Origin of the sequence: Roseibium sp. SCP15, assembly GCF_040329435.1 — a bacterium.
In the GTDB taxonomy this organism is placed as follows: domain Bacteria; phylum Pseudomonadota; class Alphaproteobacteria; order Rhizobiales; family Stappiaceae; genus Roseibium.
In genome coordinates this window covers 253,850-268,924 of record NZ_JBDZYI010000001.1, presented here as the reverse complement: position 1 = coordinate 268,924, position 15,075 = coordinate 253,850, and the positions used below count along the sequence as shown (strand labels likewise).

General features: G+C 54.7%; 13 protein-coding genes. 3 read left to right on the top strand and 10 right to left on the bottom strand.

Features of this window, described 5'->3' with window-relative positions; all coding sequences use genetic code 11:
* Positions 1-184: 184 nt before the first annotated feature.
* A complete protein-coding gene (locus ABLO27_RS01250) occupies positions 185-442 on the top strand; it encodes a YjhX family toxin (protein ID WP_353031659.1) in 258 nt (85 codons plus the stop codon).
* Positions 443-518: 76 nt separating this feature from the next.
* Here ABLO27_RS01250 and ABLO27_RS01245 read toward each other — a convergent pair whose 3' ends face one another.
* Together ABLO27_RS01245 and soxR are read right to left on the bottom strand one after the other, a co-directional pair.
* On the bottom strand, positions 519-2,408 hold the full coding sequence (locus ABLO27_RS01245) for a PhoX family protein (protein WP_353029968.1): 1,890 nt from the start codon (positions 2,406-2,408) through the stop codon (positions 519-521).
* Between the two features lie 222 nt (positions 2,409-2,630).
* The gene (soxR, locus tag ABLO27_RS01240) at positions 2,631-3,116 is read right to left on the bottom strand and encodes a redox-sensitive transcriptional activator SoxR (protein WP_353029967.1); all 486 of its coding nucleotides are present in this window, start codon (positions 3,114-3,116) and stop codon (positions 2,631-2,633) included.
* Positions 3,117-3,214: 98 nt separating this feature from the next.
* Between soxR and ABLO27_RS01235 the strand changes: the two genes are divergently transcribed.
* Complete coding sequence (locus ABLO27_RS01235) at positions 3,215-3,604, top strand: VOC family protein (protein ID WP_353029966.1); 390 nt, start codon at positions 3,215-3,217, stop codon at positions 3,602-3,604.
* Positions 3,605-3,649: 45 nt separating this feature from the next.
* Here ABLO27_RS01235 and ABLO27_RS01230 read toward each other — a convergent pair whose 3' ends face one another.
* The 8 genes from ABLO27_RS01230 to ABLO27_RS01195 all read right to left on the bottom strand — a co-directional run bounded on the left by ABLO27_RS01230 (position 3,650) and on the right by ABLO27_RS01195 (position 13,621).
* Positions 3,650-4,891: an HlyD family secretion protein gene (locus ABLO27_RS01230; RefSeq protein WP_353029965.1), complete on the bottom strand. Its 1,242-nt coding sequence runs from the start codon at positions 4,889-4,891 to the stop codon at positions 3,650-3,652.
* The gene (locus tag ABLO27_RS01225) at positions 4,892-5,401 is read right to left on the bottom strand and encodes a hypothetical protein (RefSeq protein ID WP_353029964.1); all 510 of its coding nucleotides are present in this window, start codon (positions 5,399-5,401) and stop codon (positions 4,892-4,894) included.
* 177 nt (positions 5,402-5,578) lie between these two features.
* The gene (locus ABLO27_RS01220; RefSeq protein WP_353029963.1) at positions 5,579-6,346 is read right to left on the bottom strand and encodes an SDR family NAD(P)-dependent oxidoreductase; all 768 of its coding nucleotides are present in this window, start codon (positions 6,344-6,346) and stop codon (positions 5,579-5,581) included.
* 159 nt (positions 6,347-6,505) lie between these two features.
* Positions 6,506-7,861, bottom strand: a complete 1,356-nt coding sequence (locus tag ABLO27_RS01215) for an adenylate/guanylate cyclase domain-containing protein (RefSeq protein ID WP_353029962.1) — start codon at positions 7,859-7,861, stop codon at positions 6,506-6,508.
* A gap of 321 nt (positions 7,862-8,182) precedes the next feature.
* Positions 8,183-9,334 (bottom strand): helix-turn-helix transcriptional regulator, encoded by a 1,152-nt coding sequence (locus ABLO27_RS01210; RefSeq protein ID WP_353029961.1) that lies wholly within the window; start codon positions 9,332-9,334, stop codon positions 8,183-8,185.
* Positions 9,335-9,652: 318 nt separating this feature from the next.
* Positions 9,653-10,477, bottom strand: a complete 825-nt coding sequence (locus ABLO27_RS01205) for an MBL fold metallo-hydrolase (protein ID WP_353029960.1) — start codon at positions 10,475-10,477, stop codon at positions 9,653-9,655.
* A 10-nt stretch (positions 10,478-10,487) separates the two neighbouring features.
* On the bottom strand, positions 10,488-10,946 hold the full coding sequence (locus ABLO27_RS01200; protein WP_353029959.1) for a cyclic nucleotide-binding domain-containing protein: 459 nt from the start codon (positions 10,944-10,946) through the stop codon (positions 10,488-10,490).
* Positions 10,947-11,038: 92 nt separating this feature from the next.
* A complete protein-coding gene (locus tag ABLO27_RS01195; protein WP_353029958.1) occupies positions 11,039-13,621 on the bottom strand; it encodes an ABC transporter transmembrane domain-containing protein in 2,583 nt (860 codons plus the stop codon).
* Between the two features lie 220 nt (positions 13,622-13,841).
* Between ABLO27_RS01195 and ABLO27_RS01190 the strand changes: the two genes are divergently transcribed.
* Entirely contained in the window at positions 13,842-15,059 is a 1,218-nt protein-coding gene (locus ABLO27_RS01190; protein WP_353029957.1) for a glycosyltransferase family protein, read from the top strand.
* Positions 15,060-15,075: the final 16 nt, after the last annotated feature.

Sequence of the window (15,075 nt, the reverse complement as noted above, 5' to 3'; positions counted from 1 at the left end):
AATGATTGCCGACCTCGAGACGCCATGCTATAGGCGCCGCGTCTGATAGAGAGGTTTTATGCGCGGATCACGCGAGTCCCGGTAATCCCCGGCTGATACCAGCTGGGGTCATGCATTACAGCGCCACATGCGATTTGCTGTGGTGGCTGCGGAATTGCATCTAAATTCAGGCTTCTCAAAATCAATGGACATTTCCAAAGCCGAGCAGCGGGTTTTGCACCTGCTGGCTCAAGGCGGCTATATCCTCGTGGAAAAGGACGAGGACGGCCGTATCATAAATCAGGAAACCGTAACGCGTGACGGTTGGTATTGGGGCGGGTGCTCAGTACACCTTTTTCGAAAGCTGAAATACAAACGCCTCATTTCGTCAAAAAACAGCGGTCCCTATCGGATCACGCAATTGGGTTTGAAACGAGTACGTTCCCAACTCGATAACCGCTGATCACATGGCCCATTCCCCCAGGAAAGGGCAAAGCGCGCCGGCATGCCGGCGCGCTTCAACACTGGTGTAGGCGGACTTATGCGATCCTGGCGTTATCTGCACGCTTGACTGAAACAATCGATGACCTAGCCAGCTTGCCCTCCCCGTCCGGGAACGGAGCCTTCGGGTGCTGAATGCCGACAAAGAGCGTCCGCTTGTCCGCTGACCAGGTGATGCCAGTCACCTCTGCACCGTAAGGAACAGTCATGAACCGTTCGATCCGGCCGGTTACCGGGTCTCCAACCAGCATCTGGTTGTTGCCCATGCCGGCAAAGTCTTCTTCGTTCTTGTAATTGCCGTCGGTCTGGATCCACAACAGACCCGTTGTGTCGAACATCATGCCGTCCGGTGAATTGAACATGTTCCCGGAGTTGATGTTCTGCGATCCGGCATACGCGTCTTTGTGAACCTCCGGGTTACCGGCCATCACGAACAAGTCCCACTTGAATTTGGGATCGATGTGATCGTCGTTTTCCGGATACCAGCGGACAATCTGTCCGTAATGGTTCTTCTCGCGAGGGTTGGGACCGTTGACGGGCGTTTCGTCACCGCCGGCATTCGGCTTGACACCACGGTTCTTGTTGTTCGTCAGGGCGCAATACGCCTCGACCGCCACCGGATTTACGGCAACCCACTCCGGCCGATCCATGGTGGTGGCGCCAACGCTTGAAGCTGCAACGCGACTGAAAATACAGATCTCGGCCGGGCTCATCCCCGTTGTTTCTTCTGTCAGCGGACGCCATTCACCTGTGCCATCGTCATTGAACCTGGCAACATACAATGTCCCCTTGTCGAGCAGACTGTCAGTCGGTGAGCCTGGAACATAAGCGTCATCGGAAACATATTTGTAGAGGAACTCACCGCGTTCATCGTCGCCCATATAGACAACGACACGTCCGTCACGGGCCAACGCACAGGCGGCGTTTTCATGCTTGAACCGGCCAAGCGCAGTCCGCTTCACCGGCGTTGAAGCCGGATCGCTCGGGTCGATTTCAACGATGTACCCCGCGCGACGCGGCTCGTTGACGTTCTTGGAGATGTCGAACCGCTCATCAAACTTCTGATAGTCGTAGCGGCTTTCCAGTCCGATCCCATAGCGCTTGAAATCGTCCGGAACCTGAAAGTTCTCATCGGAGGAGCCGAAATAGCCGTTGAAGTTTTCTTCACAGGTTAGATAGGTACCCCATGGCGTTTTACCGGCACCGCAATTGTTGAACGTGCCGAGTGACCGGGTACCGGTCTGGTCCGCAGCAGTTTTAAGAAGGTCATGACCTGCAGCCGGTCCGGACAATTTCATCGGAGTTGAGTGGGTGATGCGGCGGTTGAGCGGGCTATCAACAACGACCTGCCAACCATCTGCGCCTTCGGCAACTTCCATAACCGCCACACCCTGGAGATTCTGCAGTTTCCGAACGTCCTCGGCGGATTGCGGCTTGCCTTCTTCGGCATGCGGCAGATTGATTTTCGGATTGACGTACTCGTGGTTGACAGCGATCACCTGTTTGTCGCCGATGACAAACAGTTCCATTCCGTCCGTGTTTTCACCGAAGACCCGATCGGAAGTTGCCACCTCGCCACCGGTGCCGTGGTCGAAGTCAGCTGCGTCGGAAAAAAGCTTGTCACCCCACTTCACCAGGATGTCCCAAGTATATCCTTCCGGAACATGAACGGTCGAATCCGTTGCGATTGCGACGGGTTGGAAGGCAAAACGACCGGCTTCCTGTGCCTGCGCGGATGCCGAGTTAAGCAAGTTGGTGCCGACACCCATTGCCGCGGCCCCTGAACCGAAGGCAACCAGGCCGCCCAGGAAACCGCGACGGGACAATCCCGCTTCCACGATACGATCGAAGTCGGTTGTTTCATCTGTCGGACGAACCAGTTCGTCCCATTCGTCCCAGGACAAATCTTCTTTTTTGGTGTCGGTCATGATTGCTCTCCACAGGATGGCTACAAAAGCGCGCGCGAGGCCGCAACAAGACCCATATCGATGACTGCATTGCCGAACGATGACACTCTTATGATCGTTGGATGACAAGGCCTCCAACGACCGTCATCTCCGACAGGCGATTTTGACCAACAATCTGATTTCAAAATGGAAAAAAATCCGACGAACTCGGCCAACCAACACAAGTCATTGGAACATTTGCTGTCAGGACCGTTTGGTAGGCGTCTTCACTTCCTCCACGTCCGGTCTGTCGCCAAGCAGATAACGCGGACCTCTGCCATGCCGGGAGGCAGCATCGCCCGCATTGTAGAGCTGGCAGGACTTCATGGAGAGACAACCACATCCGATACACGCATCCAGTTTGTTTCTCAGGGCCGTCATGCGTTCGATCCGCCGGTCCAAATGACCGCGGAATTCTTTACTGATGCGCGTCCAGTCTGCCTTTGTCGGCGCCATGTTTTCCGGCAACCGGGCAAGTTGCGTTGCGATCTCGCCAATCGTGAACCCGAACTCCTGTGAGACAAGGACAAACGACAGCCGGCGGATATCGGCTCTCAAAAATCGCCGTTGCCCACCCTGGTTTCGCGTTGGATGAACCAGCCCTTTTTCTTCGTAAAACCGGATGGCGGACACCGAGAGGCCCGTCCGCTCAGCGAGTTCTCCAATGGTCAGGAGATCACTGCCTTTCATAACCTTTTTCAAAATTTGATATTTTCCCTCTTGACCTCAACTTAACTTGAAGAATTATCTCCAGTGTCCGGCTTAAGTCAAACTTGAGAGGACAAGACATGAGCACGACTTTTCTGGAACACGTAAACGTCACAGTCAGTGACCCCGAAGCCACAGCGAAGCGGCTGAAGGATTGGTTCGGTTGGGAAATTCGCTGGAAAGGTGCAAGCCTTGGCGGTGGCACCACCTATCACATAGGCAACGATACCAGCTACATCGCCGCGTATACCCCCGCTCATTCAACGACACCTGTCAAAGGCGAAAGCTATAGCCAGCATGGCGGCCTCAATCACATTGCCGTTGTCGTCGACGACCTGGACGCCGCCGAGCTTCGCATCAAGAAAAGCGGGTATGTCACCCGCAACCATGGTGATTACGAGCCCGGACGCCGGTTCTATTTCGATGACGACGACGGGATCGAATTTGAGGTGGTGGCCTACGAATACTGACAAGATACGGGCGGCTTGCAGCCGCCCGTTCTCGTCCGAAAGTCCTTAGTGGCCTGACAGAACCAGTGTCTGGATCGGATACAACAACGCCTGAATTCGCAACAGCATCGCATGTACCAGACCGACAGTATCGATCGCATGAAGATAAACAAATTGCCCGGTGCTGAGTGGTTCACCCGATGTCAGACGTTCGTGGTTGCTGGTATAGGCATTGACGGTACAGACGGCCCCGGGGGGCAACCGGTCAAAGCCATCCTCATAAAGCGGCTCGAGGATCGTTGTTATCGTCGACGGCTTTACCGCCTCACTCGTGTCGTAGAGCTGGCTACCGGTGCTGACCTGCCCGGAAGCGATTTGCGTTTGCACTTCAGTGATGACCAGCGGAATGATCGTGAACGGAACCGCAGGGCAAAACGCCTCCGCCACCATACCCTGCTTCAGAACCTGTGCCTCGATCTGACCGAAACCGGCAACTATCCGCTCCTGCTGGGCATCCGCCGGAATGAGAATACCTGCCGGTCGCATGAGCGGATTGACGATATCCCCCGGCCTCAGCACGAACTGACTGATAGAACCGTCGACACCCGCGTAAACGGTCATTTTTCCCAGTTCGACCTCCGCCTCGTCCAGACGCGCCTCCGCACTGCTCAAACTGGCAGGCAGTGAAACATTGATTTTGGTTTCGATCAGCTCCTTGTTCGCCTGTGCTGCTTCAAGAGCGCTTTGACGGGCCGCCACGGTGTTTTCCAGCTTCTCGATGTCCCTTTCGCTGACGACATTCGCGTTACGATCCATCAGTTCCTGGCGCGTATCGAGTTCATCCTGCGCCTGCTTGAGCGAAGCCTCGGCTTCGTTAACCTGGGCCACGGCCACGGCCAGTTCACCCTGGGCGAGAGCAATCTCGCCTTTCACTTCAGCGATTTGCTGTTTGGCTGTGGTGACATCGGCTTCCTGTCGGCTGCTGTCCAACCGGAAAATCGGATCGCCAGCTTTGATTTCCGTTTCCAGTTCGTTGGCGACAAAGATTTCCTCCACCCGGCCAGACCCCTCGGGAAGGATTGGGATCGTCCGGAACGTGGAGACCGCACTTGTGGCGGTCGGGTGGAAATAGAAAATGAGCGTGATGAGAGAGACCGTGAGCATCAGGCACGTGACGATGCCATAGCGAAGCTCATACCACACCGAATACAGCGTAATCTCACGGCCAATGCGCTTGCCCTGTACATAGCGGCGGATCAGATAGTCGGGCAATATCGTCAGAAGAGAACAGAAGATAAGCTCGAACATCTATCCGTCTTTCTTCTCGGTGGCAGATGTAGGAGCATCCACGGAGGTCCGCGTCTCCGGGACGGTTTCAGCGACAACTGAAGCCTCTGGTGACAACACCTCTTCGGTTGCCTCGATTTCTATCTCGACTTCCTGCTCCACAGAGTCTTGATGTCCCGTTCCGTCATAACGGTTGGCAATCCGGTTGAGCGAGTCTGCGATTGTGCCGATGGGCGTTGCAAAATCCGGCAGCTGAATGAAAGCCAGGAGAAGTGCCGCCACCCAAAAGATGTTGTTGTGCGTAAACAGAGCCAGAAGTCCGAGGACCGCGACCAACTCAAACTGCATTCGCCCGTGCTTGTGCGCCAGTCGTTCCGGCAAGGAATGCAGGTGCAGATAGAACGTCCCCAACAACACGACGCCCAGGATGAGCGCGGTCAGCATGACCGTCATCAAAGGATCGCTGCCATCAATGGATGGTATGAAAATCGGCAGGTGATGGGGCGCAAGTTCATGCACTTGTTCAACCATACCTCTCCCCCTTCAATCCTTATTGCGCTCCCCCGACGACAAGATTACGCAACGTAAGACAAAAAGGAAACAGATGGGTAGATGTGAAAAAGTGCAGCTCTAAAAGACTTTAGTGGAGCTGGCAGCACCGGACGCCCGGATCGCCGCCAATATCCTTGGACCAAATCTTACCCGTTTTTAGCGCGGCGCCATCCTGATGGCTCCGTCCAGTCTGATGGTCTCGCCATTGAGCATGTCGTTCTCGCAAATGGCCTGCACCAGCCGGGCATATTCAACAGCCTTGCCAAGACGCGAGGGGAACGGCACCTGCTGACCAAGCGAATCCTGAACTTCCTGCGACAACCCCAGCAACATGGGCGTTTCGAATATTCCAGGTGCAATGGTCATGACACGGATGCCGGACTTGGAAAGGTCCCTGGCGACCGGAAGGGTCATTCCCGCAACGCCTGCCTTGGAAGCAGCGTATGCGACCTGTCCGATCTGGCCATCGAATGCTGCAACTGATGCTGTCGATACGATAACGCCACGGCCACCGTCGCTTGTGACCGGGTCCAGCGCAGCCATTCCAGTCGCAGAAATAGACAGGCAACGGAAAGAACCAATCAGGTTCACTGCGACGACCTTTTCAAACATATCGATTGGATGCGCTTCACCGCGGGAAGTCGTCTTGGCGACCGGAGCAATACCGGCACAGTTGACCAGAATGCGCTCCTGCCCATGGGCACTCCGCGCTTTCTCAAATCCCGCTTCGACGCTTGCCTGGTCAGTCACATCGACATCTGCGAAAACACCACCGATCTCGTTTGCAACGGCGTTGCCCTGGTCCGCATTGCGGTCGAACAACGTCACCTTGACGCCTTCTCCAGCCAACATGCGAGCGGTTGCTGCCCCGAGGCCGGATGCTCCTCCGGTAACAACTGCGGAAAGACTTGAATCCAGCTTCATTTAACGACTCCAAGATTTCAACTTATTGATATCAATAAGTTTTATCACCTCACTTGACGATAAGGTCAATTTGAGGAGCAAATTGGCTGAGAAATCGTGCCGGGTCAAGCATTTTCGTGGGCTGAGCTCAGCAGGAAACAGCAATGAGTATCAGGACGCTCAGCTTGCAAGAACGACCAGATCGACAGGATTGTTCATCCCGGCGACAATTGTGCTCGGTCGAGCTTCGATGTCTTCAATCTGATAACCCTGGGTACAGGCCAGATCCCAGGTAACTCTGTCGGTCAGCGAGGAGGAGTTCTGCTCCTTGTTGGCGTCTTCCAATTTCGCTGCCCGATTGACAGCGTCTCCAATGACCGTGAATTCAAGCCTGTTCTTGGAGCCGATGACGCCAACAGTCACCGGACCGGCTGCGACTGCGGTTCCAATGCGCAACCGCCCCGGCCAACCGGCTGCCCGGAACCGGTGCTGGTCAGCTTCAACGCTGCTTACAAGCCTGGATGCCGCCCTCAGAGCGTCTGCCGCATAGGTGTCGGATGGATGAACCGCACCGAAAGTTGCCAGAATTCCGTCTCCCAGAAACTTGTCGACACGACCGCCCTCCTGGTTGATCACTTCAACGGCGAGATTCTGATATTCGGCCAGCACAGCCAGAACGATTTCCGGCGGCAGTTTCGCCGAGGTTGAGGTGAAGGAGCGAATGTCGGCATAAAGTATTGCAGCTTCCCGTTGGCTCCCCTCGCCCGCCTGCAGTTCGGTATCCGCGTCCGTGATCGAAGCGGCAACTTCAGGTGCAAAAAACCGTCTCAAGTCTGATGCCGCAGCATGGTCGCGTGTGGCCTCGAACAACATGGACCTGCCTCGGTAAAGCGCTACGGAGAGAATGATGGTCACCGTGAAGATAACCATGGTCTTGTCCAACTCAGCGCCGATGAGGATTGAGTTTCCGGTCAGATATTCAACATAATTCCGGGTCACTCGCATGTGGTCCATATCGGCAAAGGCGGCATAAAAAACCAAACCGAGCCATCCCGCGACAGCGACAAGCCCCGTCGTCAGAACGAAACGCGGATCAAACCGGAGCGCTCTCAATCCAATGAAAATGAACACGTACATCAGCGTCGGGGTTTTCAAATAAAACGCGGGATGCTGGTCATACTGGATGTGAAAGGAAAAGATCAGGCCGACCAGAAGCGCCATGTCGACACCGATGGAGATCAGGAGATACCACTGCGGCAACTCAAACCGGTAGGAAAGAACCAATCGCAGCACGGTGAACAGGAAATATGCGCCAAGCGCAATTGGCACGAAATTAAAGCCGGAAGCCCCTTCGGCACGCGGAGCAATTGCGTAAAGCGTCGTGAAAAACAGCACCAACCCAAGCTGAACCCAACTGATCAACCGCTCGGAAGATGCTTCTCTCGAACGGATTTCGGTGCGCACCCGGTCCGGAATTCCGTTTTCCGGAGGGCCGCCGTGGAGGATGTAGCGCAAGGAATTCCTAAATGTGCTCATTGTGATCCGAGTTGGTCGTTCTTGTGGTTGCTGTTGCGGCCTGCGCCGGAACACTGGCTCTTCGGGTTCCTGATCCTTCATGTCACCTGATGGGTCGGCGCACCCGCTGTTCCCGCGGCTGCCAGGCAACGACTGGAAGCGCTTCCGAAACATTGCGCTTGAGCCGGAACACTGCCCCAGTCAACCATCATCCATGAACGCTGAACAGACCCTGGATCCCAAAGGTGACTGGAGTTTCACCTGTTAATCCCAATTGCGCAACAAGGTGCGCGCGAATGTGACCGCTCGTGATGCACTACGGGTTTCTTGGGTATTCAAACGCTAAAGCGCTGCTTGCTGGCGGAGCTGTTCCACTTTGCGTACAAGCTCGCTTTGTCGACGGCACCCGGACTTCGTCAACGCTGACTTGACCTGATTTCTGACTGTGTAAACGCTGACCCGGCGGCTGTCTGCTATCTCCGCTGGCGTTTGCCCTTCCGCAAGCAGGAGCGCGGAAGACGCTTCTGCCGGGCTTAATCCGAGCTCTTTCTGTAGTTTTTCCTGAAAAGTGCCTTCGCTTTCTTCCGGCTTGATCGCCAGAAGAATTGCCGAAATGGACTTTGTCAGAAACGCGCCGAAAGGCGTGTCGTCAAGGTCGCCAAGGCGGACGCCCATTGCCCGGCAAGACCAGCTCTGTCCGCTGTCATCTTTTAATCGCAAATTCTTGAAGACGTTCGGATTTTGACGCGCATGCTCACGCGCGAAGGCGGTAAACTGACTGTGAGCCTGTTCAGACCGAAATTGCAGCCGGCGATTGATAACGTTGCCAACAAGGTTCCCCTTGGCAAGCAGTTTGTGTGCCTCAGCACAGGCGAAGTGGATGATCATTGTCGGATCAACCACAAAAATTGCGGTTCCCGAGCCGAGCAAATGCCGCTCTGCTGCCCATTTCTCGAAGGACAGACCCGAAATAGTGCGATTGATTTCCAGCGACTGGCGAATGACAGGTGCCAACCGAACGCAAAGCTGCAGCCACTCCTGCTCGTACTTTTCCCGATCCGTTGCGCGCAGGTTTCCACCGATCAGGAACATCCGGTCGGCATCGAAGGCAAGCATCGATCCGCCTCCACCATAAATGTCCTCCATGGGCCGGAGTAAGTCGGCGTAGAAGTCCGTCTTCTTCAGCGCACTGGTTTCACACAACTCGTCTGTAGAGATCGCACCTCCGATCGCACATTTCGAGAAATTTGCGGCAAAGGGATTCTTGTCGGCGTAGTGGGTTTCGTAAAGTTGCAGGATCGCAGGGTCGTAGCCGGAGGAATAGGCCAGAGGTGCCGCTTTGGTCAGCTGATCGTATCCAATTAGCTGCGTACAGATGTGGGTACCCAGCACGCGACCCAGCTCGTCCAGAAATCTTTGCCATTTGGCCGGATCCATGGCAGCTGCAACCGCCAGGTTGGTCAAATGAATATACTTTTCCGCGGCAACGACCACTTTACCCCCTTCGCGGCCAGTTTAAATTGCAGCGCAAAAAGGCGTTTTCCCGCCTGCAACCGACAATTTTATGTCAGACATAGTCCAAATGGACCATGCAATTAATGTATACACCTTGTAAACAACTATTGATCGTATTTGGCGGCCGCGTGTGGTGTTTTTTCAAGTCGCAAGCAGCTGTTTTTCGGACGCGTTCATAGGAACCCCGCATTCCTGCATCCGACGGCGATCAATTTTTTAACTGTATAGATTTTTTTGGCGGCCATTTGGGCCGCCCTTTTTTTATCCTGAAGGTGTCCTGATCACTATCCTTGCCGTCTATGGCTTCAGGATCATCCCTTCACTTGCTACCAACGTGCCTGGATAGGCGTTTTGGGCAGCGAGACCGATCTCGTCGAGTTCGTCATCCGACCTGCGCGGATCGTGGTGGAAAAGCACCGGCGTTTTGACATGGCCTTCCCGGGCGAGCTGCACGGCCTTCTGCCAGGTCGAATGCCCCCACCCCTTGTAAGCCTTGTATTCGTCGTCAGTGAACATGGCATCATAGATCATGATGTCTGCCCCCTGAACGAATTCCGGCAGTTCGGAATCGATTTCCGGATCGCCATGCTCGTGATCGGTTATGATGCAAATCGATTTACCGTGATATTCAAAGCGAAACCCGCAAGCACCTCCCGGGTGATTGAGCCTGGTGGTGCGAATGACGAGATCGTCATCGCGCGGGATCTGTCCGCCAGCAGTAAATGTCTTGAATTCGACAGCTTTCAGGGTCTTCGCCGCGACCGGGAAAATCGGAGGTGACATGATCCGGCTGACGATGTCCACCAGACTGGTCTCGTCCTGGAAATGACCAGCCCAGGCAGTCACTTCAAAATTGGGATCGTAAGCGGGTTTGAAAAAAGGCAGGCCGCAAATGTGGTCCAGGTGAGTATGCGTGAACAGCAGATCGAACGAACGGGCCTTGCACTTGCAAAGCTCCATACCAAGGTTACGCGCTCCAGAGCCGCAATCCACCAAAACAAGTGCATCACCGGCCCGGATTTCAAAGCACGAAGTTTCGCCCCCATAACGAAGCGTGCTTGCCCCTGGTGTTGGAGTAGACCCTCTTACGCCCCAGCAACGAAGCGAAAATTCATCTGCCACGTGTTACTCCCTAATCGCCGGCCGCTCCTCGACGAGCGTCAGCCAGATCCCGGGTTGTGCGCTCCAGTCTTAGTGCCAAAGTCCGCATAACTTCCAATGATATATCCGGAAATTCTTTCAATAGTTTCAAAAAATCATCTTTTGAAACAGTCAGGACATCCATGTTGTTCGCTGCGACAAGGGTTGCTGTTCTCGGAACATCGCAAAGAATGGCGATTTCACCCACGATGGAATTCTCGGAGACCTGAGCAACTTTCTTCTCGCCTTCCGGCGTGTTCACGAGAACGTCTGCGGCTCCGTGCAAGATGATGAAGGCACAATCGCCCTCTTCTCCCTGAGAGCATAGGCGCTCGCCTGAAGGGTACTCGGTCCGGTCGCTGATAAACGCCAGAAGCCGCAATTTGGTTTCGTCGATTCCGTGGAACAACGGCACCTTGCGGAGGGCTTCGACTTCGGTTTCAAGTGTCATATTTTCCTCCCTGCTTCTTCTGGCACATTTTCATTGGACCTAGCAATCGGAGCCCGCAGCTCCCCTGCTTCTCCAAGCATTCCTTCATATTACTATTCCTTATCTGAAATCCTGCCCTGATCCAAAACAAAGCGCTGATCGAATTCGGCAGCAATATCGGCGTTGGATGTGCCGTATAGGAAAGTCTTTCCTGACAAGATTTGCCTTAAATCATTGCGCAAAACTTTATCGTCTTCAGTCATTCCCGTAGCAATATCATCCAATATAGTGATTTTTGCGTTTTTAAGTAAGCCGCGCACCAGCGCAATTCTACGGCGTTGCCCTGCAGACAACCTGGAGCCGGATACACCGACATGGTATCCAAAACCGGCATAAATGATCGGGCGCCTGAGACCCGTTTCTTCCACGATTGTGCGAATGACGTCATCAATTCGGCGCCTTGCATCGCGCCTGTCGACGCGCGCCCGGCCAAACAGAAGGTTATCTTCGATGGTGAGCGGAGGCAGATAGACATCCGGGTCGAAGGCAACGAAGCTGTCGCTGGTCTTGACGACACTTTCCAGGAAACGCTTTCGAGCGCCGATAATCTCGTCCTTGAGCTCATCGGTCATGACCCCAAGACGATGGCGGGCGGGAACCAGCTTGAAGGCAAGTCCTGTCAACCTTGACCGGTCGGCGTCCGTCAACCCTGGGCGCGTCTGACCCGATTTGGCGATTCGAACGATTCGCTCAAACTCGGGCAGTTCATCCTGATTGATGAAGGAATAGGACCCGAGAAGCCCGCTGTCTCCGGACACGTTGGAAAACAGCTCCAGCATCGTTTCGGCAATCTTGAGACCGATCTGCTGCAGCTTCTGGTCAAACCCGGTCTCGGAAAGGAAGGTCTTGACTTCCTCCAGGTCGGGAACCTGGTCCATCGTGATTTCCGGGTCGGAAGGAACCGCGAAGAACAGGTTGTCGGCCAGACTTGCGCTGGCGTTGAAGTTGTCCCTGTTCCAGAGCTCCACGAGGCCATTGAGTGCAGGTTCGTTGGCGATACGGCCTGCGAGGTTCTTGCGAACGCTCAGAATTCGTTCCGCGAACGTGTCGTTCATTGACGGATCAAAACGCGACTGCAATCCAAGCCGATAGATGTCGTTGTCGAGCTTTACCGCCTCGAGCAACTCCAACGCTTTTTCGTCAAGCCCCTCTTCATTGGCAACGCCGGCTGCCTGCAGGTCGTCCCAGTCCGCCGCGAGGTCGTACACGGGGTTCTTCGTCTGGTTGGCTTCATTAACGCGCCGCTTGTAAAGCTTGAGCTCATCGCCATCGCGTTCCGGTGGGATCAAAGGCCTGTGACGCAGGCCGTAGTAAAGATTGTCACGGATGGTGCCTGTCCAGACATGAACCGCTCCGCCGACATAAGCGATTTCCCGGCCAAGCGTGGAATCGGTGAGCTTGTCGAGATCATGCGTACCGATGAAGACTTTCCCGGACGACGCTGACACCAATCCAGCCGCCAGCTGCAGCACTTCCGAGCGTCCCGACCCATCAGGACCGGCGATTGCGCAGGCCGTGCCAGCAGGCACAGACAGATTGATGTCCATGACCTCCTGACCCGCAGCACCACCGGAAAAGCTGACATGCTCGAACCTGACATCACCGCTCAACTCCACTGTGTCGTCCGATGTCAGGCGGTCCGTATCGTAAATGTCCTGCGGATCGAAGTTCTCTACAACTGTCTGGTACTTCACGCTGACGTCGGCCGTCATCTGGTAGAAGGACAGAAGCAGTTTCCAGGGACCGGCCAGGTCCTTGTAGGCGGCAATAACAGCCAGAAGCGCCCCGATACTCAGGTTGCCTTCAATCACCAGGTACCCGCCGATCAGGTAGAAAAAGAACGGCGTCAGCTGGTTCATGAAATTGTTCAGGAACTTGATGAGGAACTTGCGGTTGAAGATCTCGTAGCGGATCTTGAAGTTCTCATAGAGGCGATCGGAGATATCCGCCGAGTGCCAGGCTGCCGCATCGTTTGCGTGAATTTCAGCAACACCGGTGATGCTTTCACCCACCTTGTCCGCAATCAGGCGCACGTTCTTGACCCGTTTCCGCGACAGAAGAACGACCTTCTTCTGAAGCATCGGGATGACATAGCCCTGGATAGGATAGGAACTGACCGCGGCAAGACCCAGCAACGGATCCTGCATGAAGATGAAGCCGAGCTGCACGACCAGCATGCCACCCTGGTAAGCCGGAAGCGCAAAGGCTTCACCGATGTAACCACCGACGTCTTCAACTTCCGAGGTGATCATTGGAATGATTTCACCAGAACTGACTTTACGGAAATGCGGCAAACGGAACCTTAAGACCCGCTGAAAAAGCTCGAAACGCAGGCGACGCAGCATGCGCTCGCCCAGCCGTCCCTTGTAAACGTTCAAGTAGAATTTCAGACCGTTCGAGACGACCACAAGCCCGAGAAAGGTAAAACACAGCAGCACCAGATACGGTATCTGGTCGAAATCGAATCCAATGACATTGCGGGGAAAGTTATCCCCTTGAACCGCGTCGTTGACGATCAGTTTCGGCAACTCGAGCAGGAAATAGACCACCGGATAAGTGAGCACGGTGACCATGAGGATGAAGATCTGCTGACGGGAACTGTACTTCCAGATAAAGCGAAAAAGGCTTTTTTCCATTAGTTCATCCAAACAGATAAGGATCAATTATGTTCAAGCAGATCATTTTTGGTATATTAACGATCCCAATTCGATGCGCTAGCCGGGATTAGCATTAGCCACAAGCACTTTGAAACCGTTCCTTGTCAAAAGTCATGTTCCAAGTGATTTCAAGGCGTGACAAAGACTAACAACTTGAGACATAAGCTCCGCGGAGCATCTTTACAAATTTAGGGGCAGTATGAGTTCCAAGACGCCGAAGATTCTGATTTACAGCCATGACTCGTTTGGTCTTGGCCATCTCAGACGTTGCCGTGCGATTGCCCAATCCCTCGTCGGTGATTTCGACACTCTTTCCGTCCTGATTCTGTCCGGCTCGCCGATTATCGGCAGTTTCGAGTTCCGCTCCCGTGTGGATTTTGTCCGCATCCCCGGGGTGATCAAGCTGCGCAACGGTGAGTACACCCCCCTTTCCCTCCATATCAACATCGACCAGACGCTGGCGATCCGCTCTTCCATCATTGAACACACGGCCAAGGTTTTTGAACCCGACATCTTCATCGTCGACAAGGAGCCGCTCGGCCTGCGTGGTGAAGTACTCGGAACTCTGGAAGCCTTGAAGGATACAGACACACGGCTCGTGCTCGGTTTGCGTGATGTCATGGATGATCCGGAGGTCCTGCGTGAAGAGTGGGATCGTAAAAATGTCTATCCGGCACTGAAAGATCTCTACGACGAGATCTGGGTCTATGGCCCGGAAGATATCTGCGACCCTTTGGAAGGCCTGGAACTTCCGGACGGCGTTTCGGAAAAGCTGCGTTACACGGGCTATCTGCGCCGAGACCTGCCTCAGTCCGCCAGCGAACAACCAGCCCCAACGCCCTTCGGCGAAGAGCCCTACATCCTTGTGACACCGGGTGGTGGTGGCGACGGAGTGGAAATGGTTGACTGGGTCATGCGTGCCTACGAAGCCCGCCAGCGCCCCCTCTTTCCTGCTTTGATTGTTCTCGGCCCCTTCATGCCGGCAGCGGCCGCCGCGCAGTTCAGTGAACGTGCCGAACATTTGCGGGATGTGGAAATCATCCGCTTCACCCCACAGATCGAACCCTATCTTGCCAATGCTACCGCAATCGTCGGCATGGGCGGCTACAATACATTCTGCGAGATCCTGTCCTTCGACAAACCGACGCTGATGGTCCCGAGGGTCATTCCTCGCCGCGAACAGGCGATCAGAGCGGAACGCGCTGAACAGAGCGGTCTTTTGAAGGTCCTGCCGATCGACCGATATCCGGACGCGGACCTGATGGCCGCTGCCTTGTCTGATTTGCCCGGCACGCCCTCTCCTTCGGCTGCGGGAGTTGAAAACCTTCTGGGCGGGCTTGATGTAATCTCCACGAGAGTCGGTGAGGTTTTTGAAGAGCATCAGGTTTCGGACGATCTGAAACTTGTGAACTTCTAACCAACCGCCTTCCGCT

Excerpts from the sequence above, each read along its gene's own strand:
- ABLO27_RS01245 (WP_353029968.1), bottom strand. The coding sequence starts at position 2,408 with ATGACCGACACCAAAAAAGAAGATTTGTCCTGGGACGAATGGGACGAA.
- ABLO27_RS01230 (WP_353029965.1), bottom strand. The coding sequence starts at position 4,891 with ATGTTCGAGCTTATCTTCTGTTCTCTTCTGACGATATTGCCCGACTAT.
- ABLO27_RS01225 (WP_353029964.1), bottom strand. The coding sequence starts at position 5,401 with ATGGTTGAACAAGTGCATGAACTTGCGCCCCATCACCTGCCGATTTTC.
- ABLO27_RS01215 (WP_353029962.1), bottom strand. The coding sequence starts at position 7,861 with ATGAGCACATTTAGGAATTCCTTGCGCTACATCCTCCACGGCGGCCCT.
- ABLO27_RS01250 (WP_353031659.1), top strand. The coding sequence starts at position 185 with ATGGACATTTCCAAAGCCGAGCAGCGGGTTTTGCACCTGCTGGCTCAA.
- ABLO27_RS01190 (WP_353029957.1), top strand. The coding sequence starts at position 13,842 with ATGAGTTCCAAGACGCCGAAGATTCTGATTTACAGCCATGACTCGTTT.
- ABLO27_RS01235 (WP_353029966.1), top strand. The coding sequence starts at position 3,215 with ATGAGCACGACTTTTCTGGAACACGTAAACGTCACAGTCAGTGACCCC.
- ABLO27_RS01200 (WP_353029959.1), bottom strand. The coding sequence starts at position 10,946 with ATGACACTTGAAACCGAAGTCGAAGCCCTCCGCAAGGTGCCGTTGTTC.
- ABLO27_RS01220 (WP_353029963.1), bottom strand. The coding sequence starts at position 6,346 with ATGAAGCTGGATTCAAGTCTTTCCGCAGTTGTTACCGGAGGAGCATCC.
- soxR (WP_353029967.1), bottom strand. The coding sequence starts at position 3,116 with ATGAAAGGCAGTGATCTCCTGACCATTGGAGAACTCGCTGAGCGGACG.
- ABLO27_RS01195 (WP_353029958.1), bottom strand. The coding sequence starts at position 13,621 with ATGGAAAAAAGCCTTTTTCGCTTTATCTGGAAGTACAGTTCCCGTCAG.